Origin of the sequence: Sporolactobacillus nakayamae (assembly GCF_900113325.1) — a bacterium.
GTDB classification, from domain to species: domain Bacteria; phylum Bacillota; class Bacilli; order Bacillales; family Sporolactobacillaceae; genus Sporolactobacillus; species Sporolactobacillus nakayamae.
Window position 1 is genome coordinate 143,404 of the sequence record NZ_FOOY01000007.1, and the last position, 24,483, is coordinate 167,886.

At 42.0% G+C, this 24,483-nt stretch carries 21 protein-coding genes; 12 read left to right on the forward strand and 9 right to left on the reverse strand.

Going from position 1 to position 24,483, the window contains the following annotated elements; all coding sequences use genetic code 11:
* Positions 1 to 225: 225 nt before the first annotated feature.
* From BM003_RS06160 to BM003_RS06185, 6 genes are all read left to right on the forward strand, one after another.
* Positions 226 to 2,532: a GW domain-containing glycosaminoglycan-binding protein gene (locus BM003_RS06160; protein ID WP_093671182.1), complete on the forward strand. Its 2,307-nt coding sequence runs from the start codon at positions 226 to 228 to the stop codon at positions 2,530 to 2,532.
* A 168-nt stretch (positions 2,533 to 2,700) separates the two neighbouring features.
* The gene (locus tag BM003_RS06165) at positions 2,701 to 5,094 is read left to right on the forward strand and encodes a GW dipeptide domain-containing protein (protein ID WP_177184664.1); all 2,394 of its coding nucleotides are present in this window, start codon (positions 2,701 to 2,703) and stop codon (positions 5,092 to 5,094) included.
* A 198-nt stretch (positions 5,095 to 5,292) separates the two neighbouring features.
* The gene (locus tag BM003_RS06170; protein ID WP_093671186.1) at positions 5,293 to 6,330 is read left to right on the forward strand and encodes an AI-2E family transporter; all 1,038 of its coding nucleotides are present in this window, start codon (positions 5,293 to 5,295) and stop codon (positions 6,328 to 6,330) included.
* Between the two features lie 124 nt (positions 6,331 to 6,454).
* The gene (gene rlmN / locus BM003_RS06175; protein ID WP_093671188.1) at positions 6,455 to 7,528 is read left to right on the forward strand and encodes a dual-specificity RNA methyltransferase RlmN; all 1,074 of its coding nucleotides are present in this window, start codon (positions 6,455 to 6,457) and stop codon (positions 7,526 to 7,528) included.
* 117 nt (positions 7,529 to 7,645) lie between these two features.
* Complete coding sequence (locus BM003_RS06180; RefSeq protein WP_093671190.1) at positions 7,646 to 8,179, forward strand: sigma-70 family RNA polymerase sigma factor; 534 nt, start codon at positions 7,646 to 7,648, stop codon at positions 8,177 to 8,179.
* Positions 8,160 to 9,536 (forward strand): DUF4179 domain-containing protein, encoded by a 1,377-nt coding sequence (locus tag BM003_RS06185; RefSeq protein WP_093671192.1) that lies wholly within the window; start codon positions 8,160 to 8,162, stop codon positions 9,534 to 9,536. Before BM003_RS06180 ends, BM003_RS06185 begins: the two co-directional genes overlap by 20 nt.
* 190 nt (positions 9,537 to 9,726) lie before the next feature.
* On the opposite strand, the gene BM003_RS06190 is transcribed toward BM003_RS06185, so the two are convergent.
* The 5 genes from BM003_RS06190 to BM003_RS06210 form a co-directional block, all read right to left on the reverse strand.
* Positions 9,727 to 10,362, reverse strand: a complete 636-nt coding sequence (locus BM003_RS06190) for a LysE family translocator (RefSeq protein ID WP_093671194.1) — start codon at positions 10,360 to 10,362, stop codon at positions 9,727 to 9,729.
* Positions 10,363 to 10,378: 16 nt separating this feature from the next.
* Positions 10,379 to 11,062 (reverse strand): hypothetical protein, encoded by a 684-nt coding sequence (locus tag BM003_RS06195; RefSeq protein ID WP_093671196.1) that lies wholly within the window; start codon positions 11,060 to 11,062, stop codon positions 10,379 to 10,381.
* Between the two features lie 3 nt (positions 11,063 to 11,065).
* Positions 11,066 to 12,025, reverse strand: a complete 960-nt coding sequence (locus BM003_RS06200; RefSeq protein ID WP_245734085.1) for an FAD:protein FMN transferase — start codon at positions 12,023 to 12,025, stop codon at positions 11,066 to 11,068.
* Positions 12,026 to 12,027: 2 nt separating this feature from the next.
* Positions 12,028 to 12,744, reverse strand: a complete 717-nt coding sequence (locus tag BM003_RS06205) for a DUF2271 domain-containing protein (protein ID WP_093671200.1) — start codon at positions 12,742 to 12,744, stop codon at positions 12,028 to 12,030.
* A 172-nt stretch (positions 12,745 to 12,916) separates the two neighbouring features.
* Entirely contained in the window at positions 12,917 to 14,086 is a 1,170-nt protein-coding gene (locus BM003_RS06210) for an MGDG synthase family glycosyltransferase (RefSeq protein ID WP_093671202.1), read from the reverse strand.
* A gap of 174 nt (positions 14,087 to 14,260) precedes the next feature.
* Here BM003_RS06210 and BM003_RS06215 point away from each other — a divergent pair, with 174 nt between their 5' ends.
* On the forward strand, positions 14,261 to 15,658 hold the full coding sequence (locus tag BM003_RS06215) for an MFS transporter (protein ID WP_093671204.1): 1,398 nt from the start codon (positions 14,261 to 14,263) through the stop codon (positions 15,656 to 15,658).
* A gap of 170 nt (positions 15,659 to 15,828) precedes the next feature.
* Positions 15,829 to 16,020, forward strand: a complete 192-nt coding sequence (locus BM003_RS06220; protein ID WP_093671206.1) for a DUF4017 family protein — start codon at positions 15,829 to 15,831, stop codon at positions 16,018 to 16,020.
* A gap of 67 nt (positions 16,021 to 16,087) precedes the next feature.
* Here BM003_RS06220 and pepT read toward each other — a convergent pair whose 3' ends face one another.
* A complete protein-coding gene (gene pepT, locus BM003_RS06225; RefSeq protein ID WP_093671208.1) occupies positions 16,088 to 17,320 on the reverse strand; it encodes a peptidase T in 1,233 nt (410 codons plus the stop codon).
* 143 nt (positions 17,321 to 17,463) lie between these two features.
* A complete protein-coding gene (locus tag BM003_RS06230; protein ID WP_093671210.1) occupies positions 17,464 to 18,648 on the reverse strand; it encodes an RNA-guided endonuclease InsQ/TnpB family protein in 1,185 nt (394 codons plus the stop codon).
* A gap of 546 nt (positions 18,649 to 19,194) precedes the next feature.
* Between BM003_RS06230 and BM003_RS06235 the strand changes: the two genes are divergently transcribed.
* On the forward strand, positions 19,195 to 20,139 hold the full coding sequence (locus tag BM003_RS06235; protein WP_093671212.1) for a nucleoside hydrolase: 945 nt from the start codon (positions 19,195 to 19,197) through the stop codon (positions 20,137 to 20,139).
* A 205-nt stretch (positions 20,140 to 20,344) separates the two neighbouring features.
* On the opposite strand, the gene BM003_RS06240 is transcribed toward BM003_RS06235, so the two are convergent.
* On the reverse strand, positions 20,345 to 20,740 hold the full coding sequence (locus tag BM003_RS06240) for an NUDIX domain-containing protein (protein ID WP_093671214.1): 396 nt from the start codon (positions 20,738 to 20,740) through the stop codon (positions 20,345 to 20,347).
* Positions 20,741 to 20,804: 64 nt separating this feature from the next.
* Here BM003_RS06240 and BM003_RS06245 point away from each other — a divergent pair, with 64 nt between their 5' ends.
* Both BM003_RS06245 and BM003_RS06250 read left to right on the forward strand, forming a co-directional pair.
* On the forward strand, positions 20,805 to 21,353 hold the full coding sequence (locus tag BM003_RS06245) for a hypothetical protein (protein WP_093671216.1): 549 nt from the start codon (positions 20,805 to 20,807) through the stop codon (positions 21,351 to 21,353).
* A 170-nt stretch (positions 21,354 to 21,523) separates the two neighbouring features.
* Positions 21,524 to 22,105: a hypothetical protein gene (locus tag BM003_RS06250; protein WP_093671218.1), complete on the forward strand. Its 582-nt coding sequence runs from the start codon at positions 21,524 to 21,526 to the stop codon at positions 22,103 to 22,105.
* A gap of 137 nt (positions 22,106 to 22,242) precedes the next feature.
* Here the strand turns inward: BM003_RS06250 and BM003_RS06255 are convergent, their stop codons facing one another.
* Positions 22,243 to 22,803, reverse strand: coding sequence for a hypothetical protein (locus BM003_RS06255; RefSeq protein WP_093671220.1), 561 nt, complete (start codon positions 22,801 to 22,803; stop codon positions 22,243 to 22,245).
* 598 nt (positions 22,804 to 23,401) lie between these two features.
* Between BM003_RS06255 and BM003_RS06260 the strand changes: the two genes are divergently transcribed.
* Positions 23,402 to 23,995 (forward strand): hypothetical protein, encoded by a 594-nt coding sequence (locus BM003_RS06260; protein ID WP_093671222.1) that lies wholly within the window; start codon positions 23,402 to 23,404, stop codon positions 23,993 to 23,995.
* Positions 23,996 to 24,483 lie beyond the last annotated feature (488 nt).

The following is a 24,483-nucleotide window of genomic DNA, read 5'->3' on the forward strand; positions in this document are numbered from 1 at the left end:
CCAAAAATTAAGTCATTAAGTGTCGCTCAGGCCATGAAAAAATAGTTAGAAAAGCATAATCCTATTGTTAGGTGACATGGAATAGAGGTATACTAAAACTATTAATTTCATAAATCGTTTAATTCTATCAAATTCGATAAATGCACGAATAGTTTTGGTTTTCCGCAGTTTTTTTACCTCTCAGAATATGACGAAATGGTTATCCCCGGAAGGAGTCTTTAAACAGTGAACGGTCAATCTCGTACGAAGTACACTCGGTTTTCAATTCTACTTGTTGCTATTATGCTCGTGAGTCTATTAGCCTATTATCCCGCGCAAGCGAAGAAATCTTATACGTATTATGTTCATAAGACTTCCAAACTGTACACAACATCCAACAGTTCTAAGCAGTTTATGCGCTATGTACCAATCAATGCAAAACTGAAGACGACGAGCAAGAAAACAAGCAAGATGGTAAAGATTACATATGGAGGGCTTAGCGGATATGTCTATCGTTCAAATCTATGGACGAAAAGGACAACGAAAACCCGATACATTCATAAAACCTCTTACCTTTACTCAAGCCGCGACGCTTCGAAACAACGTACTTGGAAAATAGCGATCAATAAGAAACTGACCACAGATAGTAACATGAATTTCAAGATGTATCACGTGAACTACAAGGGAAAACGCGGGTATGTCTATAAGTCAAATTTGTCTCCTTATAAAACGACCGTTGTTAAATACGTGAAGAAAAAATCAAAGCAGTACAAAAATTACAGTCATACAAAGCGATATTCCGGGACGATTCCGCTCGGAACCCGATTGGAGACACAGAGTCCGCAATCAAACAAGATGTTCTGGGTAACTTATAATGGACGGAAAAGCTATGTTTATAAATCCAATCTGACAAATGCTGAATTGAATTATACTTATAACAACCAAGTTGCGGACAATACGTATGGTGTCGTGTCCGAAGGCGGCAATCATGGAATTTGGGATCAGCCTTATGGAATAAAGGATGCGAAATCGGTCGGCAAAATAGCTGACTATGAACGTGTTCCGCTGAATGTATTGCGCGCGTCGGAAGTCGGCGGCGTAGCTTGGTATCAGGTCAGCGTCGACGGGCGAACACTCGGATGGATTCATAAGAGTATTGTCCAAATAACATCGAATATGGCGAATGACGGAAGCATTCCGCACCTGGCTGTTGCGAGTGTGGCAAAGTCTGATTCATTCCTGTATCAATCGCCGGGCAATGGAATTATTACAAGCCTTAACATTTATGCTAACCTGCGACTCAAAATTGACATGATTGCAAACAACGGCGAGTGGGTGCATATTAAGAAATATACGGCTGGAACATCCTTAGGGTGGGTTAAAGTTAGCGATCTTTCCATTCAAGCGACAAGCGCCGGTAAAGCATTGAACGTCAATTACGGCGCGACCATAGCAAGCAGCAAGGCACCGATCTTTGACGACAATGATCACTTTGTCGGTTACAGCGGTCAGTTTAATGCAGACGGCAGACATGTTCAAATTAATCAGGAAAAACAAGTAGAGAACGAAGAACGGTATCGTATTTCCTATAATAACCATGTGATCGGTTGGGTCGTCAGCACGGCGTTGAACCTAAACAACCCGGCCATAAGTTATCAAGTCGTGAAAAACACAGGCGCAATATACAACGGACAATCAAATGGAGATGCTCCTAATACAGGTTTGCAGCTCGGTTCTTTGTCTGCATACACGAATCGCATGCTTGAAGTCATCAAAGTATCCGGTGAATGGTCGTTTATTAAGTACAACGATTGGTATGGAAAGATGGGCAAGGATATTGACCTTGGCTGGGTACACAGTAGCGATTTGTCCGGCCTCAGATCAGGTACCGCCGATTTTCGCCATTTATTTACAGCCGGCGGAGGCAATCAGCAAGGCTTGGCGTACAATCCTGATTTGGATCTGTACTATGTCGGTTATGACACCGGAGACGGCACCGGGAAAATTGTCGCTTATGATCAAAACGGCAACTACAAGGGTTCATCAGCAGTGACATCATTTGGTCATGCTTGTGCACTCAGTTATGTAGACGGCAAACTTTATGAAATTAGCAGTGCCGGACAAAAGCCAATTCTTCATGAGATTAACCCTGATCCCAATAATCTAAGCGTTAAAAAGACGACGACTCTTACCAGTTTTCCATACTATGTGGCGATGATGACAGCGAAGGACAGCGACACCTTAATCCTACTGACTGAATCGGTCGGCGGGAAAGATACGTTCTATGAATATACCCTTTCCACAGGAAAACTGACTCAGACGGCGCAAATGGATAAAATGGGCGTTGTTCAGGGCATGCACTATGAGAATGGAAAGCTCTATTTCTTAGCGAATAACTATTTAACTGTCCTAAACGTGAATTATGGGATAGAAGATCGTTTCCAATTCTCCATTCCGAAAGGTGGCACACCTCAAGAGAGTGAAGGCCTGACCATTGTTAACGGCAAGTTAGCGATCGGATTCGCAGATCATACCATCTACATTCAAAATTAAATACAAGCACTGATGCCCGTGGCTCATACGGCCATTCGGGCATCTTTTTTCAACCCAACAATATAAAAATTACCAATTGTTTCATTGCATTGGGGAAGCTTATACTTAAGCGGTAATTGGAATAAACCTCACTTTTGTATGGATCATTGGAAGGGAGCATTATTTGAAGTGAGACTTACAGCGCGATTAACCACCTTTTTACTCATATTTGTTCTTGTATTCAGTGTAGTTGCCGATTATCCAGCTCATGCAAAGGGATCGCGCACGTACTATGTGCACAAGACATCCAAATTTTACTCAACTTCCAATTCGGCAAAGCAATCGATGGGGTTGATTCCTATTAATGCGACATTGAAAACGAGCAGCAAAAAATCGAGTAAGATGTACAAAGTAATTTATTCAGGTAAGACGGGCTATGTCTATAAGTCGAATCTATGGACGAGACGTACAACGGTAAACCGCTACATTCACAAAACATCCTATTTATATACCAGTTCGAACGCCGCAAAACAGCGTGTGCAGAAAATAGCGATCAACAAAAGTCTGACTACGGACAGCAACCTCAATAATAAAATGTATCATGTGAACTACAAAGGAAAACGCGGCTATGTTTATGCAAGCAATTTGTCAACTAAGAAAACGCCGATCACAAAGTTTGTCGTCAAGGCGTCGAAACGCTACAAAAATTATGCGCACACCAAAAAATATAGCGGGACCATACCAGTCAATACAGTGCTGACAACAACGAGCCCGCAGTCGAACAAGTTATACTGGGTGAACTACAATGGCGTCAATTGTTATGTATTCGCGTCCAATCTCGCGAACAGCGAGACAAGTGTGAATGAATCTGAATTACCGATCAATACATACGGTTTAATTAGCGATTCAGGTAATCACGCTGTTTGGAATATGCCGAGCGGACTAAGTGGTTCGGCTGAGTTTGCCCAATTGTCGCAATTTGCGAATGGAAGACCACAAAAGATTATTAAGGAAGCGACCGTCGGATCAACGAAATGGTATCAAGTTCAATTTACTGAAGGCACCACAGGCTGGGTGCTTCAGAATGCATTCAGCAAGACGTTCCGCGAGCTGCCGGCTTTGTGGAAAGTCAGCGCGATAACAAACCTCAATGCACAAATATATAGCGAACCAGTGGAAGATGATCAATTTGCACTTCGCGATGACCAGTCAAACCATGTCACTTTGGAGGTTTACGCTACCATTGCATTGAATGTTGACCAAGTAGCGACGATTGATGGACAAAATTGGGTCCACATCAAGAAATATACCGCCGGAACTTCAGTTGGTTGGATAAAGGCGAGTGGCAATTTGCAAGCAGATCCTGCACCGAGCACCGCAACGTTTAATTATGTAACCCGTGTCGGTATAGTAAATGGAAATTATCCGATTTTTAACGATCAAAATGAATTTATTACCTACAGCAAAGACTTTCTTAACAATTCATATTCCGTCAACGCAGAGAAAGTAATCAACGGGGATATGATGTATCGGATTAATGGGATCGGATGGATCAGTGGTCAAGCCCTTGATGTTCCAGGGAATCTCGTTAGCGCTTCGGACAATAGTAAATACAAATATATTGATCCATCCAATGGCGATTTTGACTTGTTTGACAGTAATCCAAATGATGGAAATGCTTTATCTAGAGATCGTATTGCTTCTTTATTGGATAAAAATTATAGAAATAAAATGTTCGAGGTTATTGATACAAAGAGTATTAATGGGGTTCTGTGGGATTTTCTCAAGTACAATGATTGGTATGAGAAAGCGGGTAAAGATGTTTACATTGGATGGGTGAGAAACAGCAGTTTGTTAACGCTTGAAAACAAGACAGAGCAGTTTAGTGCGGATGCTCTGGTTCAAATTCCTGGATCCCGCAATCAGCAAGGTTTGGCTTATGATGAACAGGGCAACTATTTTGTCAGTTTTGACGAAGGGAACGGATTGGGCAGAATTCTCGTATATAACGGTAAAGGCGAACAACTCTCCGATACAGGTATTCAGAATTTCGGACACACATGCGCGTTGAGCTATGATAAAAACAGCCATACCTTGTACGAGGTGAATAGTTCTGGAACTGCTCCAACGCTCAACACACTGAAGTATAACCCGAATTCGCATGAACTTTCTTTGATCAGAAGTGTTGACTTGCCTGACGTCAAATATATCGCAATGATAGCGGTCAAGAATGGGAACCAGCTGATCATGCTTTCCGAGTCCTATTCTGATTTGGATACGTTTTATACGATTGACGTCACTAGCGGGAAAAACTTAGGCACGACTCAGATTGGTAAACTAGGCGTTGTCCAAGGTATGCAGTATTATAAAGGAACTATTTACTTCCTGGCTAACAATTATTTAACGCTTCTCGACCCTGATACCCTTGCGATTAGTCATCGATATCGTTTTTCAATTCCGAAGCAGACTCCAGCAGAGAGCGAAGGCTTGACAGTTATTGGTGGTACGGATGACCATGTGACATTGGCGATTGGTTTTCACAATCATCAAATTTATTCAGTTGATATTCCAGCTGATAAATAAGTTATATGTTTGCCGGGCAATGGCTCATTGTTCGGTTTTTTACCGAAGTGAACCAGGGAATTGCTGACAATTAAATAGAAGAACAAGATTAGTCTTTGCATCTGTGTCGAAAAACCTCTAGAATAAAGATATACATCTGTTCCTATTACTAGATATAAATTTAGGGCGGGAATAAAAGGAGAAAAGGAAACAGAAACTATGAATTTACTGATCGGGTACTTGCAAAAACAATCAGTCAGACGTGTCCTGATTTTCGCATTGCTGCTTTTTATTATTTATTTGTGTCGAAGTTTGATTGATTTGCTGTTGTTGACATTTATTTTCTGCTTTCTTGTGGATCGTTTGGAAACTTTTGTTCATCAAAAACTGAAGCTGCCTCGACGTCTTGTTGTCATTGTGCTCTATTTACTCATTGCGTTAGGCATTTATGCGGCAATTACAATCTACTTGCCTATTATTGCGGATCAGACGGTACAGTTATTTGACTCGATCATGAAGACGATCAAAGAATTCCGCGGATCGGTCGTTGTGAATGCGATTTTGGATCAGTTGCAGAAATATAATGTTGAGTCTTACCTGAAGTCAGGTGTCAAGTTTCTGATTGACTCATTTTCTTCTTTTGGTTCATTTACGATCGACGTGTTTTTGGCTTTGCTGCTCAGCTTGTTTTTTTCGCTGGAAAAAGAGCGGCTGCTCCAATTCTCAAAAGGATTTAAAACGAGTAAAATCGGTTTCTTATATGATGAAGTTGCGTTTTTTGGTTCTCGGTTCGTACAGACTTTTGGAAAGGTGATTGAAGCTCAATTTGTAATCGCCATTGTCAATACGGCGATTACGGCGCTCATTCTCGCGGTGCTCCACTTTCCACAGTTGTTCAGCCTTATTTTTATGGTGTTTGTGCTCAGTCTGATCCCTGTCGCAGGTGTTGTCATCTCGCTCATTCCACTATGCATGATCGGCTATACGATTGGTGGAATTCAAGATGTTATTTACATGGTGTTGACGATACTCGTTGTACACGCAGTCGAAGCTTATGTGCTGAATCCAAAACTAATGTCGGCAAAAACGGAGCTTCCTGTCTTTTACACTTTTGTCGTGTTGATTTTTTCCGAGCACTTCTTTGGTATTTGGGGCTTGATCGTTGGTCTTCCGGTTTTCGTATTCCTGATTGATGTGCTTGGTGTTGAATACAAACGACCGATTAAAAAGTTGTCTTTTAATCGATCAAAAAAATAAGAAACAAAGACAGGGTACGGTCCTGTCCTTTTACTGTGAACGAGAACTAAGATCCAAGTGCTGAGAGCTCCTTGCTTAATCGGTGCTGATTCAGTATGATGACGTAAAAGAGGTTATAAAAAATATGAGTAAAACATCCATTTATGGATTAACATTAGATCAATTAATCAAGTGGCTGGTCGCTCAAGACGAGAAAAAGTTTAGAGCCGCGCAGATTTGGGATTGGATTTATACTAAGCGTGTAGACAGCTTTGATAAAATGACCAACCTTTCCAAGAAGACGATTCAGCTGCTTGAAAATCATTTTGTCATGAACAGCCTTGAGAAACAGATTGAGCAGAAGGCGAAGGACGGCACGACGAAATTTCTGTTTCAACTTTCTGATGGCAATTTGATTGAGACCGTGCTGATGTCGCATGAATACGGTCTGTCCGTTTGCGTCACTTCCCAAGTTGGGTGCAACATCGGATGCAGCTTCTGCGCAAGCGGGTTGTTGAAGAAAAATCGTGATTTGACAAGCGGTGAAATGGTCGAACAGTTAGTGGCCATTCAACAAAGCCTCGATGCGAAAGGCAAAGACGAGCGTGTAAGCCATATTGTGGTCATGGGTATTGGCGAACCATTTGACAATTTTGAAAATGTCATGGACTTCTTGCGGATCGTTAATGATGGGAAAGGACTCGCGATCGGTGCACGACATATCACTGTTTCAACAAGCGGTATTGTTCCGAGAATCTATGAGTTTGCCGATATCGACTGGCAAGTCAATCTCGCGATTTCGCTCCATGCGCCGAACAATGAACTGCGAAGCCGTATCATGAAGATTAATCGCGCGTATCCGATTGAGAAACTGATGGAAGCCGTTAACTATTATCTGGAGAAGACCAATCGGCGCATCACTTTTGAATATATCTTGTTAAAAGATATTAACGATCATAAGGAAGAAGCGCTGCAACTCGCCAAGTTGTTTGAGAACAAGCGCCATCTCGTGTATATCAACCTGATTCCTTATAATCCGGTCGAAGAGCACCCGGAATATCAGCGCAGTGAAAAAGATGCGGTGGTCACATTTTACGAGACCCTAAAAAGGCGCGGGATCAATGCCGTCGTTCGTAAAGAGTTTGGTACCGACATTGACGCCGCTTGCGGTCAGCTGCGTAGTAAGCAGATTAAAAAAGAACGTGTGATTAAGCGATAATTATTCGAAATAATAAATCCGGAAGAAGGGATGGTTCCTTTCTTCCGGATTTTTTGATGCAAAAATGAAACTTTTTAGGTGATTGGTTCCTCTAATTAATGAAAAGGAGGTTCGTTCATGAACGATGCAAAGCTTGTCAGGCGCGCGACAAGCGGGGATGGAAAAGCTCTTGAAAAACTATTGATCAAGCATAGTGATCAGCTCTACCGAACCGCGTATTTGTATGTAGGAAATCAAGAGGATGCGCTCGATGCCATCCAAGAAACGGCTTGCCGTACCTGCAGAACGGTCAGTCAATTAAAAAATGAACAGTATTTTCTCACTTGGATCACACGAATTTTAATCAATTGCTGCTATGAAATTTTAAAGAAACGCAGACGTGAAGTCGCAATTGCTGAAGCGGATGAGGGGACGGAAGCCAACCAGACGCAGTCAGAAGTGCATCTGGATCTTGTACAGGCGATTAATCAGCTTAACGACAAGGGACGTACAGCAATTATTCTTTTCTATTATTATGATCAGACTATACGCCAGATCGCACAAACAATGGATATGCCGGAAAATACGGTGAAGACGGTACTCAGACGTGCAAAGGAAAGTCTGAAAAAGAGTTTAGGAGGGGAGGCAGATCATGAACAAGACATCGTTTAAAAAAGAAACGAATAAAATAGATGTGCCCAAGGATCGTGTCATGAATGCGATTCATCAAGGAATTGAAGAGGCAGATGTCGCGCCGCGCAAAAGACATCGGAAGCTTACGGGCGGTTTAGTCACTTCCGGGGCAGCTGCGGCGCTCATTGCGTTCAGTTTTCTATCACCATCGGTATCTCGAGTGCTAGCTGAAGTTCCAATTCTAAGTGCTATTTATGGCAGAGCTTATGATTCGATTGGACAAAATCTCTCCAACCAGAAGCTTGTGACCGAATTAAATCAAAGCGCAACGGACAAGGGCATTAAAGTGACCATTACGAGCGCCTACTATGACGGGGCGTCCATTGGACTGACTTTTAAAGCAAGCGGCCCGATCAAAGTGGATGACAATGGGGAGCAGGGAAAAAATTTTATTGCATTTTATGAGATATTTGGCGGTGATCTGAAGATTGATGAAAGTCAGGAATTGGCAGTAACAAGCGTACAGGGGAAACGCTACACCGGTCATGTACAAATCAATTATCCTCAAAAAGAATTGCCGAAAAAGGCGACGCTGCCGATTACATTTAAGGAAATTGGCGATAAAAAAGGGATCTGGGCGTTCAATGTCCCGATAAAGCAGTTGCCTAAGGAAACGGTTAAGGTATCGGCAGAAAGTCGGAGTAAGGATGGAAAAATTAAAGTGCGCTATGAATCGGTTGTTTTTGCAAAATCTTCGACATTTATTAATTATCAGGTGATTCTCCCTGATAAGCTCAATCAGGATTACATTGAACTTGAGAATATTTATGATGATCAGGGAAGAGAAGTCCAGCAGCTGTCGGATGGTCATTTGGAGAAATTTCAGAAGGGTAACCAATCGATCATTAATAGACGGTTGACCATTCCGTCATCATTGAAGAATAAAACAAAGACCTTGACCGTTCATCCGGTCAACCGGATCAATGAGCAGCCCCAGTTTGTCTCTCCTTTCGAGAAATTACCGGTTACCGTGCGGTCTGAAAAAACAAATTCAGCAATTCGCATTGAAGAAATGTTCATCAAAAATGGACACTTCACAGTAATTTATCAGATTGATCTTGGCGACAAGAAAAATGAATGGGGCATCCATTTTCTCAAAACAGCAATCAAAGATGATCTACTTGTGGTCAAAAAGAGGAATAAAAACAGTAATCAGAACCCAATGGAGCATTCGGTAACGGTACTTGATAAGGACAAACTTCGCTTTAGTAGTACCTTTGGTGCTAGTCGTGCAGATCGAATTAATGGAGATTATCTACTGCGTGTAAGCTTTAATGGTTTGAACAATAACCTGCCTGAGGAACTGAGTCCGGCCACGCTTTCTTTGGATAAATGACATTTACTCAATTTGAGATCGATATAACGAAATGGAGACCGTAATCATAGTAAAATGATCTGCTTTCATTAAAGCCAGAATGGCATATGAGGCAGATCGTTTTTTCTATCGAAGCATAATTGTACATCTATTTTTAAAGGAATATTCTTTTCCTTTTCGCCCATATTCTTCAAATGAATAAGTTCCCTATTTAACGATGTTTGAGTAAGACCAGTTGAACACTGAAGCCGATTAAAATGCAGCCGGTCACCCCCTGAATAACGCGCTGCACATTTGGTCGCTGCATCCAATACGTGACTGATTCAACGAGCAATACATACATGCTGAGCAAAAATAAATTGATCGCGATCTGCGAAATTCCGAGGATGAAAAATGGAATAATTGATTGATTATCCGTTCGAATAAATTGTGGTAGAAAGGTAAGAAAGAAAACAGCGACTTTAGGATTTGTCAGATTTGTGAAGAAACCTTGAAAATAGCTGATGTGTTTTGAGACAACTTTTTGCCTCAAGGGTTTTTGCGCCATTGCATGATCTTCAGGGTGTTTTCTCAGACTCAATAATGTTCGAATACCGAGATAGGCAAGATAAAGCGCTCCGATGTATTTGAAAGCTGAAAACAGCACTGCCGAATGAAGCAGCAAAGTGGATAGACCAAGCGCTGCAGCAGTGGTATGAATTAAAAGTGCTGTAGAAGTGCCGAAAATAGTGCATAGTCCGGCTGTTCGCCCGGTTGCGATTGTGTTTCGTGTCGCCAGTGCCATGTCTGGTCCGGGCAGCAAAACCAAGAAGCAAGAAACGACCAAATACAGCAGATAATTGTTCATAGGGATCCCTTTCCATTCACTGCCGAATATTGTGCTCTGTCAGATGCTGCTTATTCAATGCCTTTTTCTTCAATGCACTGACCATTTGGATTTGTACGATCATGAGTGCGAGCACACTGACAAATGTGACAACGTACATGGAAAAAATGATGATATTGCTTGAATCTGTTCCTCCCATTATGCCATGGGTGAGCGCCAAAAGAAACAGTATATAAGAGATCAGATGAAAGCTTTTCCACAGCTTGACCGGCATTTTTTTCTTCAAATCAGTCGTCAGCAAGACGAACAACAATCCGTAAAGGGTGAGTGTTCCGAGTCCGTAAAGAAACGGTTCACGCGGTGCTGTAAATGGAATAAGCAATTGCATCCAAGAGAAAGGAACATATGGATCAATGACAAGAAGCAGCGGATGAAGCATCGCGACAAACACGCCGGTTGTGTTGAAAAAGAAATGAATGCTCAATAGCAAATCACGCGCGGGTTTGCGCCCTTTCCAAATCGGCATACCTGCTGTAATTCCAAGACAGATACCGAAGAAAAGCAGAACATATGCCGTGATTCCAAGCACGCGGACCGTCAGCCACGTAGGCGTGGATGCCGGAAGAATGTTTGTCCGGTGCGCAAGCTCAATAAAGAAGCAGATTACTAGAATCAAAGCTAGTCCAATTGTCCATTTTAACAGTTTGTGTTTATGTTCCACAGTTCATCTCTCCTTATTTGGTGGAAAGGATATTTTTCCTGGGAAATTTTTATAGCTGCACAGATTCTTTAGATTCGACGAGACGATTACGTGGCCGTCCTTATCAATGAACAAATAGGCAAGATCCGGATGCCTTGCCTCCAACCATTTCGACCCTTCCCGGCTGCCCATAATCATCAGGCATTTCGCATAGATTTCGCATGGAAGAAGGGCGGGCCCGATAACAGTGGCTTGAATGATATCAGATTCTGAGGGTAGGGCGGTCCTCGGATCAATCAGATGATGAAAACGATGGCGGCCATCACTCCAGCTTCGCTTAATTTTGCTGCTTGTGGCTGCGCCCCATTGTCCACTATGGAAGATGAGTTTTCCAATCGTTTGATCATCTGAATAAGGATGAGTGACATTAATGACCCAAGGCTCAGTGGGCGTTGCGCCGTTCCAACACATGAGATCTCCGCCTGCATTAATCAGCCCGTAAGGTCGTCCCTGCCCAATAAGATTCACGGCTGCTTTCTGAACAGCCCAACCTTTTGCGATGCCGCCAAAATCCAAGGCACTCCCACAAGGTAATGTGATGGAGCATTGTTCAAGGTCGAATGTAAAGGTTGTCTGGTCAGCCGTTAATGGCAACGGCTCACGGTGGGCATTCCGTTTGTCCATTTGCTCAAAGGAGCGGTCATAGCCGATCTTGCGCATGATGTTGCCGAGAAATGGATTAAAAATGCCATCTGTTTCTTGGTAGAAGCGGAGTGCTTCATATAAAAGTTCTGCGAATTGCCGTGACACATGTGTGATGTTCCCAACGCTTCGGTTGACATGGCTCAATTCACTACAAGGTAGGAACCTGGAAAATTGATGTTCCAAAGAAGACATCCATTTAAAAACTCTAGATGCGTCCGGCGCGTTAAGGCCGGAGATGCTTATGTTGGTATTCATGTGGCGACTGTGAAATTCGAGCATGATTATGAACCCTGTGTACTTGTTGTGGAATCTTGTTTTACTGAGGCAATACGTTTACCAGAGTCAAATTCTGCACGCACATTCTCAAGCAATTTGCCGTGCGATTTAGCAGCTGCCGGTTTATAAGAGGCCTGAGCAGTGGATTCCGCATTATTCTTTCCAATAGTAATCTTGCCGGTGTATACCACGCGATTCTGCCAGTAAATATTTCCTTCAACTTTAAAGACATACTTGCCGGGTTTCACAGCTTTTCCCGCAGCATCAGTACAATCCCAATAGACAGTATGGTTGCCGGCTGCTTGTTCCGGCAGCTTGACTTGATTGATTTCGGATTTGGATGCATGAGCCCAGTTTGATGCCTTGCGCCACTCGGGAAGAGCTTCGGAACGCATTTTATAACCGCCTCCGGCTGTGAAACTTGAGGCGCGCAGTGTCTTGACATAATGACCTTTTTCATCCTCAATCCAAAAAGCGATCTGATTACTTGCCAGCTGATCCAGATGAAAAAGTCGATAATTAATGGCAACCAAACCAAGCGTCTTTACATCAGGGATGTGAACCGCTGAATTGGTCTGCGCAGGCGTAGATGAGGATGAGGCATTTGATGAAGACTGGGAAAGGGAAAAGGGATTGTCGGCGTGAGCGAAATGGGACATGCCGGAAAGAATAATGACACCAGCACCTAAGGTTCCAACGACAGGAGCTAGTATTTTTTTCATAAATCTCACTCCTAATATCACAATTTGTCTATTGGCCATGTTATGTGGAAGTTTCTTTCATTATTGTACAGCAAATGCAAAAATTTTTACAATGATGAGGGTGACATAGGCGTGAATATAATAAAAAGCGGTGGAAAAACCATCAAGGTTTTTCCACCGCTTTGCTAAACGTTTATGATTCGTAGTTAATGTTATTGAAGGAAACATCGCGCGCGACTCCCGCCGGCTGAAGGCTTTCGCTGGGAATGTTCAAAATAAAGTTCACAATGTTCTCGGAAATCTGTGGATCAACATATTGTTGCTGTGACTTTTTAATTTCCTTCAGCATTGCGACGTTATTTTCCAATAACTCATTAATCGTCGGTACAAGGTTGTTCATCGAGTTACAGGTAATTGCCAAATGGTATTTTTCTGCGAATCTTGGGTTGCCTGCTTCTTGTCCCGGCAGTGCGCCTGTGATTACAATAGGTGTGTTGCAGGAAACTGCCTCCATCATCACATTTGGACTGCTTCGGATAAACGCGATATCAGAGTGGGCGATCAAGTCCTGAATATTACGGGTGAAACCGTAAATGGTGACTTTATCGCCATATTTTTTAACGAGCGTTTTTTTTAGGTGTGCTTGTAATTTTTCGTTTCTTCCGGCTACAATGGTAATATTGAAACCAAATGTTTCAATCAATGTTTTAGCCATTTTACCCATGTGGCCGACGCCTTCTCCGCCGCTCATAATCAAGCAATTAAGCGGCTTGTTGGGTGAATAGTGATCTGCATCTTTTCGCAGCTGATTATTAAAGCGCTCACGGACAGGAAATCCTAAAACCTTGATTTTGCCCGCCGGAACACCAAATTCAATACATTTGTCTTTGGCTTCTTTGGTCGGGCTGATGATATAATCGGCGCGGCTGTCCGCCCAAAGCGGTGTAATGCTGATCAGATCAGCGATTAGTGTGACGAAAGGTATATGGATATCATTTTTTTCGAGAATATTAAGGATTGAACCGTTAAAATTCGGATGAACGGTCAAAATGAGATCAGGCTTAACTTTATCAAGCAGTGCTAGAAAATTGGTCCGAATTTTTGCCTCAATCAAATGATTAACAAATGGCACCTTAACGGAAGTGATATCCCAAATAACTTTCCAGAGATGTTCGGAGTTCCTAGTGATCGGTCCATACATTTTGCCAACTTTAAGCAATGTATTGCCGCCTAATGAGAAACCATCGATTACGTGAATGTTTACATCCGGAACGATATCGAACTTTTCACTAAGCGATTCTGTAATGCTTTTGTGGCCGTGTCCGGTGTAATTTGAAGAAATGATGAGTATATTTTTGATCATCGAAGATATCCTTTCTCTAACAATTGGACTGACTCGCTAGATAAGCAGTCTCTTCTGTCTACCCTATATTGTATGCTAAACTGGGACAAGAAACAATTTTTTTTGGAAGTTATTGAACAATCGTAACAAAAAGCTTACTATTGCGCAACATAAACTTAAGGAGATTACGTTTGTATGTCACTTCAGAAATTTAAAACTGTGTATGCCATATCCGTCTACGTCAGTCTGGCGGCGTTTGACAATATTGTTATTGGGTTGTTCCCGCCGCTGTTTTCCAACATATCGCATGATTTGCATGTGGCAATCTCGTCCATGGGCGTCATTTCAGCGATTAATATTCTGGCGACTGCTTTTTCCTCACTGTTTTGGGGCTATTTGTCTGGAAAGTATCACCGTAAGCGTCTGGTCATGATTGGTACTTTAATTTGGGTTGTTGGTGTTTACTTGACTGCGCTTAGTGGTTCGTATATCCACTTGCTCGTCTGTCAAATACTTACCGGTATCGGGCTGGGCTGCATCGCATCCATCGGGTTCAGCGCTTTGACCGATTACGTCCCCTATCATTCAAGAGGCATGGTACTGAGCCTTTGGGGCATGTCTCAAGGATTTGGCGGGATCGCCGGCGCGTTGATTGCGTCGATTATTTCAACCATGTCCAACTGGAGGACACCTTTTGAAATACTGGCAATGATCGGACTGCTCCTGATTGTCTTCTACTTTTTTGTAGAAGAGCCGCGCTTCGGAAGTGCGGAACCCGAACTGAAATTATTAATGGACCGCGGTATGAAATACACCTACAGGATCGGGTTAAACCAAATTATGAATATGCTTGGGAAAAGAAGCAATCTGCTCCTTTTTCTCCAAGGCTTTTTCATGAATATTGCCACCGGAAGCCTGATTTGGCTGCCTACGCTTTACATATCACGAATTGAAGAGCTTGGTTATGGGACGAAAATAGCGATGATTGTCGCGGCGTTTCTGTTCGGTATTTTTCAGATTGGCGGCACATTATCCTCCTTTTTCGGCTATTTAGGTGATGTGCTTCAAAGAAGAAGCTACAAAGCACGTGCGCTTCTCACGGCTGTGTTTGTTTTCTTGACCATGCCTCTTTATATATTATTATTTATTTTTCCAATCGATCAATTATCACTCCCGAATACAACAAATTCGGTTACTTTGTTTTTCAGTTTAATTGGACAGCTGTTTACCAATCCTTGGATTCTGTCGCTTTTTGTCATCTCATTGTTCGCCTCAGCTGCGCAATCAGCCAACACACCGAATTGGCTGGCTCTGATTACTGATGTGAATCTGCCGGAGCATCGCGGCACCGTGTTCAGTATTGCCAATCTGGCGAACAGCCTCGGGAGGACGGTTGGCAACCTTGGAATGGGCGCTGTGCTTGCAATTATTTCGATCTACCTTCACAGCCCCAAAGACTATATTTTAACAATGAGTATCCTGCAGCTTCCGCTTATACCGTCCGCGCTGTGCTATGTGTTCATGGCGAAATACAATGTTCGTGATATCCACTCTGTTAAGGAAACATTGGTCAAACGCGGGAAGATTGTGTAAAATGCGGGACCACGTATGAAAACATGCGCGATGCCGTATAAAAAATACGGTGCAGTGCGTGATTTATACGGTTTGCTGCGCCGCTTGATGTGTTAAGTTAATCCTATGAAGTAGATTGATTAATTACCCAAATAGGGTTATTGACGAGAATTTGTGAGGTGTTCCCTTAGATGAGCTATTGGCTGTATCCGCTCGTTGCGTATCTTGTCCTTTCGCTGCTGAGTACGCTGATTCCGGCATCGGATCCCGCGTATAATTATTTCTTTTGGAAGCTGCTGATCGGACAGATTTACGCTGTTCCACTGCTCGTTATAGCGTTCATCGTGTCTTTTTTGCTCTATAGGCGTGCAAAATTGCGGTGATTTTGAGTAAATAAAACCCCTGAATCCTTGTAAACAGATTCAGGGGTTTGCCGTTCATTCAGTTCATTTATGCTTGTTCTTCAAATAGTCGTGCAATCTCGACAATGGTCTTGGTCGCTTTGATCATGTCGTTGACCGAGATGTACTCGAATTTACCATGGAAGTTTTCACCGCCTGTGAACAGGTTCGGTGTCGGGAGCCCCATATAAGAGATCTGTGCTCCGTCGGTACCGCCGCGGATCGGCAAAACTTGAGGCTCAATGTCGAGGTTTTTCATCGCCTGGTATGCGACATCAAAGACTTCTTTATGTTGTTCGACAATTTCTTTCATGTTGTAGTATTGATCTTTTAACTGAAGCTCAATCGTGCCTTCGCCGTATTTTTGCTCAAGTTTCTTTACGGTTTCTTGGACGAATGCTTTTTTCGCTTCGAATTTTTGTTTGTCGAAATCGCGAATGATGTAAACGACTTTGGTCTGTTCCACGTCTCCGGTGAAGGTCAGCGGATGGTAGAAGCCTTCGTATCCATCGGTGAATTCCGGAGCTTCTTCAGGAGGCAGCTGGTTTTGAAAATCAACGGCCATCTTGATTGAACTGAGCATTTTGTTCTTCGCGGATCCTGGATGGACGTTGCTGCCCTTAAAAATCAGTTTCGCTTCTGCGGCATTGAAATTCTCGTATTCAAGTCCGCCAAGCGCGCCACCATCAACCGTGTAAGCAAATGACGCTCCAAATGCTTTGACATCGAATTTATGAGGTCCGCGGCCAATTTCTTCATCGGGAGTGAGGGCAACGCGTACTTTGCCATGCTTAATTTCGGGATGCTGAATCAGGTAATCCATCGCAGTCATGATTTCCGTAACACCTGATTTATCGTCGGCGCCAAGAAGCGTTGTGCCATCCGTCGTGATCAGCAAGTGTCCTTTATAATTCAGCAGTTCCGGGAATGTTTTCGGGCTGAGGACGATGTTCTGTTCCTTATTTAAGACAATATCTCCGCCGTCATAGTTTTCGACAAATTGCGGGTTAACCCCATCGCCGGTGAAATCGGTAGCCGTATCAACATGTGCCATAAAACCGACAACAGGAGCATCCTTATCGGTATTTGCCGGTAAGGTGGCCATGACGTAGCCGTTCTCATCCATCGTGACTTCCTGCATGCCGATGCTTTTCAGTTCAGCAACCAGCTGGCGAGCGAGCGTCAGTTGTCCGGGTGTTGATGGGCAACTCGGGCTGTCATCATCGGATTGTGTATTAACTTTTACATATGAAGTGAAACGTTTAATCAGATCTTCTTTCAAAAGGGTCAGCCTGCTTTCTATAATGTATTCACTCAGATACACATCATTATATTTGTATATCTTCCATTTTAGTCAGTCCTGTCATCATTGGTATTCTGAATGGGTGAAGACACCTTATCACATGGACCAACTCTCGAACCCTCTTAGGTGGATTGTGCACCCTCAGTAGTAAGCCCTACTGCGTAGTGGATCAGATTAGTGACTGCATTTTCATCACGATTCATCACAGTTCCGCATTCATAACAACGGTACGTATGATGCTCGTGATAGATGGTGTCGCCTTGCAATGTCATTTTATCTGCTCCTGTTTTAACATGACTGCAATGCGAGCATCGTTGTGTACTCGGGTAATAACGATCCGCCACAACGAAGCGATTACCCATCCATTCACTTTTGTATTGGATCATATCTCTAAATTTCCGAAACATGGAACGGTGAATGTTCTTCGCTAGACGCTTATTCATCTTCATCCGATTGACGTCCAAGTCTTCAATACAGATCGTGTGATAATCCGTGCTTAATTGAGAGACAAACTTCTTTAAAAGATCTTCTTGAATCCGAGCAATTCTTTGGTACGATCGTTTAAGTTTGGTTCTCACTTTACGATAATTATTACTTCTGAACTGATTCGGATTCGAGACTCTTTTTCGAGCGAGAAGTCTTTGATAATGCGTGATGCGTTCATATAACTTAATTAAACGATTGGGCAATGTGTCAATGGTCTTACCATCATTGTAATTGAAGTGTCCAATATTTACATCAACACCTGCAACATCTTTACCTTCACTTAACTCATTGTCGTTCGTGTCAATGCTAAGACATGCGTATAGCCCATCTGCTTCTTCGACAACTGTAGCCATCTTTATTTGTCCTTCAAATCGTGGTGATTCTGCCATCTTAATGCCATACCAGGTGACATTCCTGTCTCTAGGCTTATCGAGTATTAATTTACCGTTATTAATCTTCGCTCGATCCGTAGTAAATGATTTTTTGCTCAACTTCTTTGACTTGAATTTCGGCCGGTCATGGTGAGGCATCTGTGGATTAAAAAAGTTCTTCCAAGCCTTGCTTAATGATGCTACGGATTGTTGCAAGACTCTGGCGGATAATCCAAACTGCCAATCTTCTTTGTGTGCGACTAATTCATTTCGCACAGCGTACTCATTAGGCTTTTTATTATTTTCTTTGTCAATCAAATGTAATTCATACAGAGTGTTCCATGTTTCAAGAGCTAAGTTCCAACAATATCTACGGTAATTGAACAAATGGTCAATGTGACGCTTCATGGTTGCGTTAGGGTATAGTTTAATTTTATGTGTTTTGATCACCTTCCTTCAACTCCATTAGTGAAGATTGTTATCATTTTCTATTTCTTCTTGTACTTGCGACGTCCGTATGTCCGATGACTAAGAACATGGAAAGGGTATAAGCACTTCCTTTATAGGGTGTATGCAATGTACCACATTAATTAATATTTGCTAATGAATGAGTCAGCTGTTTGTTTCTCCTTAATTATCTGTTCCTATCTTACCACTTCAAAGGCGACAGATCATGTCAGCAGGAGGCTGCTGGGAAAATTTGAATTGCGACTATGCATAATTGAGGTGCCCGCCGCGCGAACAGGGCATCTGCGTGCGCCTCAATGCAAGAAAGCTAGAGTTTAATGCATAAAAAAGTGACCCAATGCATGAACGCGATTCAGAGCCAAGACAATGCACGGAAATCATGACCCAATGCACGAAAACTAGAGTTCAATGCATGAAAATCAGCATCCAAAGCAAGGATGTGATCCATACTTTTTTAATTGCACGTTCTTTACATAATCTGTTATTTTAAATGGGAGATAAAATTGATCGTGAAGGACGGATGTTGCAATGGAACGGATGAATGTTTATTTTAATCATGATGCGGGGATTGATGACCTTGTATCCTTATTTTTATTACTGCAAATGGATCAGGTGGAGGTCACTGGTGTATCGGTCATTCCTGCTGACGGCTATTTAACGCCGGGCATTGAGGCAAGCCGCAAAATCATTGATCGCTTTGGAAGAAAGTCCGGTGAGGTCGCACGATCAAATTCACGCGGGCATAACCCGTTTCCAAAAGAATGGCGCATGCATCCGTTTTTCGTTGATGCACTGCCTCTATTAAATGAATCGGGAAAAGTAGAAACGCCGCTGAGTACGCTGCCCGCGCATGAGCATTTAGCACAAACGGTCAAGGAAAGTACGGGAAAAACAACACTCCTGTGCACCGGACCATTAACCGATGTCGCGCGTGCTCTCGACTTTGCTCCCGATATTGAGGAGAAAATCGAACAGTTGATTTGGATGGGCGGTACGTTGAATCCTGTGGGCAACGTGCAGGAGCCGGAGCATGACGGGACAGCAGAATGGAACGCATTCTGGGATCCGGAAGCCGTGGCTCGGATTTGGCGCAGCAGTATTCCTGTGCGCATGGTCGCACTCGAGAGTACCAATCAAGTGCCTTTGACCGTGCCGATTCGCAATCAGTGGGCGTCGCTACGAAAATATACCGGCATCGACTTTCTCGGCCAATGCTACGCGGCGGTGCCGCCGCTCGTTCATTTTGAAACCAATTCGACGTATTATCTGTGGGACGTTCTGACGACAATGGCTGCAGGAAATCCCGATCTGGTACATACGAAAAAGGTGCGTACAATCGTCCATACGGAAGAGCCGAGCCAAGGACGAATTGAAGAATCCGAGGATGGACGTGGAGTTGAGATTGTTTATGAGGTGAACGCCGATGCGTTCTTTGAATCAATCGTTGGCCTCGCGAAGAAGGCACGGCAATGAGGCATTATGGATGTAAGTGAGGGCATTGAAAAGGCAAATAAGCGAGGATATTAATCGTATAGTTACTCGAGAAAAGCACAATAAGTGGCGCCTCTGTATGCAGGCAGGTGTCCGCTTATTTTTTGGATAGGTTGTGCTGAAATTAGGTTCTATAGTGTTAGCTATCCAATAATGGGATGAGGTTTGTTTGAAAGAATCGCGTTAACTAACATCCTATGTTCCGTAAATAGATTGTCGGGTAATGCTTCAAGGAAAAAAACTTATTTTGCAGTGACTTTTCGTTTTGCTCAATGAATTCACCTGTATAGTCCGTGCACGTGAAAGAAATAAGAACCAATGAAACTTGGTTGCCATTAGGAAAAGTTTTGTCATACTGTGGACCTGAATGAATACTAAGGAGTTCAAGCTTTCCTAATTTAAGCCCCGTCTCTTCATAAACTTCTCTCCTAGCTGTATCCTGAATATTTTCTCCCAATTCCATAAATCCGCCTGAGAAACCCCATTGCCCATTATCCGAACGTCTTTGCATTAGCACACGATGCTCCTTATCAAAAACGATTGCACCTAAAACAACCATTAGAACCTTTTCGTGACCAACCATTGATCTTAACTACTACCCAACCTATGACAAAATGATTATGCTTGTTTACAGATTAGGATTATCTTTGGAAGAATTTGAACGCGAACTTCATCAGAACGGTCTCTTTTTTGAGGACTATTATAGTCAACGTGCGAATGATCTCTCAACAGAAAGTAAAGTTGATGAGCTCGCAGCATTTCTGGAAACAGAATTTACAGTGAGTGTTGCGAAACAGTCGCTTCGCCTCGAACATAAGCGCTTAAATATGTTGGGACTAGTCGATTTTATTCGACATAACGGCCAGATTAACTATGCCAAATATGAGTCGTCTCACCCCAGTGAATATAAAATACCCGTATTATTTAATAATCTAGCTGAAATGGCATTAATGAATCATGAGTTCAATATGGCCTTGAACTATTGTCAGATTTCGCAAAACTATACGATGAAACACCATGATCTGTATAATCAACTCATCAGTGAGACCCTGGAGCACATAGCGAATAATTTGTTAGGCAAAGAGTCTGGAACGAAACTAGAAGAACGCCTACAGCTGTTTATCAATTTAAACTATCAGGACACTGCCAATTATTATTCCAAGCTATGTAAACAGCTAGATATCGAGGTGGGCTAAGACAGCGATTGAGCTTGTGCTAAATATTTGAAGCAGTTAATATGAAACAGGAGAACAATTTAAACGATGTGAAGAAAATAGTGACGAGTCGGTATGTTCGAATAGGGAGATTAAGGTATTATTCAATACTCATTTTCTAAATGGAATATTAATGAGAGGAGTACAATTGTATGAAGAAAGTAAATTTAATTGCTTTTGTCATCCTTGCAATCAGTCTAACTGCAAACATTTTTCTTATTATTAACTATTCTAATAGCATGAAAAAGTCCGATCAGTATGAAAAAAAGCTCGCAACAACGAAAAAGAACGCGCAGCGAGCGATCTATGCGCTATCTAACGCACATGCATTAGGTAATGTAGAGGTCAAGTCTCCGGATTCGTATAAATATGATCGCTCGGAATCTGATGGAAACGTCATGACCGAAGATGAGGCAAATGCTATTTATTTTAAAAATCAATCAAAGTATGAAAATATTGGAATTGATGGACTGCGAGCACCAAATCCATTCGGCGACAAAAATATCAATCGTGCTAAAGTTACTGATGAAATAGCACAAAAATATTTATTACGGTTGATAGACAATCCGAAGGAACGCACCCGCCAGCGTGTTGAGTGGTTATCCTATGCTGTATTTCTTGATAAGTCCAGATTGAAACATCGAAAGGTTTATACTTCTATTTTGAAAAAGTGGAGGGAAAGCTATGACTTTTCGCAGATTCAGCAGGAGCGTAAAGTTATTGAAAATCTATAAATAAATTATTGTCCCAATTACTTGTCTATTCGGGTTCATATTTCACTGTTAAAATCACGCGAAATTTCTCGTTCCCTATTACAACATATCCAGTTTAACGCAAAAAGACGTCCTTTGGACGTCTTTCGTTGTTGACATTACCACGTATCCAAACCATGCTCGGAAGGATATTGCGTAGGGTCATGGTCAATCCACGCATGCTGATTAATAAACTCTCCCGTAGAAATTCGATACCATCCTGAAATAGATATCCGGTCATGAGGATGCCCATCCATTGACGTGTTACCATAACCATTACCTACAACGGCTTGATGGACATCGGGTTCAAGAATTTGAATCAAGTTTCCAGATGAATTATAGACTTCAACATTTTCATTTACATCATACTTTGAACCACCATCGTATCCCATATTGTGTTGCCAACGGTTGAACATGTCCAACGGATAAATCCGTGTAGAACCATTGTAGTAGATGTCTTTTGACGCATCATAAAACTGACAGTCAAAATCGGGGTAGTTGTCAGATGGATAATCATTGTGTAAATCATAAACGCTGAAAATTGTTGGCATGTATTCATCCGCATCTTTCTTTTTAAAAACAATTTGTCCTCCTCTGACTCTGAACTTAGCACCGACAGTAAAATAGGATTCCACCCAACGATCTTCACCTTTTGGCGCATCAAATACATAACATTTCATGTACATCCTCCTTGTCTTTTGGTATAAAAATATGTTGTTTGAGGCAAATGATCTGTGACACAAAAATCAGAAAGCGCGGGAGCATTCATGAGTTTTTTAAAACAATGAATAGGCATAAACTGCAGCTCGATATTGGAAATATACTAGCAATTTGCTAATAGGATAGACATCTAACTGCAACGTTTGATCGACTGGTATAGATATCAAGAAATGACCATGTAATTGAAAAAAGGGAACATGAAGAATTACAGTTTCAACAATACTGCTGATTCACATCCGATTCTGCTAAAAATAGGTGAACTTTACCAACTAGAAAACTTTACTTGGTTAATAATCTTGGTGAATGTAAAGCATGTGTGATTTAAAAAAAGTAAATAACAAGTCACAGAATTCTATATGAAATCAACAGATCTTATCGTAACCGAAAAAACACAAGGAGGAAATAACATAGGGGCAAAGTTTAATTCATCGATAAATCAGCTTTTATCCATGCTGGTTCACATGAACAGATGATGCGTAATTGTGTCGATTGTCTAAACATCGGGGAATACAAACGACGTAAGTCGTGTTCATTCTAAAAAACAAGGAGACGATTATGATGTGGGTTTATGTTTCGCATAATGGTGATGATCCTGGTAATGCGAGTAGTGGAAAGTATTATTATATGACAGGTATTGTAAATCCTGCGTATGATAGTGCGTCATTCAAGCATTTTGACAACACTAATAAAGTATGGAAAGTATCAGAAAACGGTGGAAGTGGTACTGTATGGTATCCGGATTCACAAGGTAGATATGGTGGATATATGAATGACAATGATAGTTGGGGTCTGTATAGACTTAGCGCAATGAACCGTTCAGTCTATGGAGATAGTTGGTCGTCAAGGGACGGAATCGGTTCAAAATATACGTTGCGTCACGACTGCAATTATTATTATATTTATGACATCGCTTATTCCTATAAAGGCATTATCCCAGCCGGTTCTATTGTAGAAATCAAATACGGTTACGGATACACGCCGAGTGAACTCAACAATTTTAAAAATACCGCATATGATGGAACAGCGCACAAGAGTTTTAGCGGCTGGTGGGACACAAGTGGTCATTTTCACGATGTTGGTGGTGGCAAGTATTATTTATTAGATCCCGATTTTGATTATCGTCCGAACGATTATAAAATCAACACAAAATGACATGTTTTTGCAAATGGACGGCATCTGATTCGTCCATTTGCGTGCAGAAAAATTTCGACATGGGTTCGTAAGTCGACATGAAATGAAACTGGCATTGCCTCTAAATTTGGAACGTCCAAATGTGGTTTAAATCTAAATAGGGTAAATGAAGATGCGAATTGATCAGTTCATCAAAATTTACGGCTGATCATTTCGTGGCAGTCTTTTGTGAACACACTGGAGAGAACGTATAACATGGATTCGTTGGACGCAACCTTGGACATCGACAAAAATGGCCGGAATTCATTTAAATGGTACGAAGACATATGGAGATGCTAGAATGAATTTCGCTGTATAGAAGAACAACATGATCGTCAGGAATTCCCCGTTTCTTCGTTTTTTGGCACGATGAACACTATGGGTTAAAAAGTTTCCATTATTGGAAATAGCCAGTGAAGATAGGGTATAATATCACGAAAATGAGTAAATATGAGAAAGGAGACAGACGC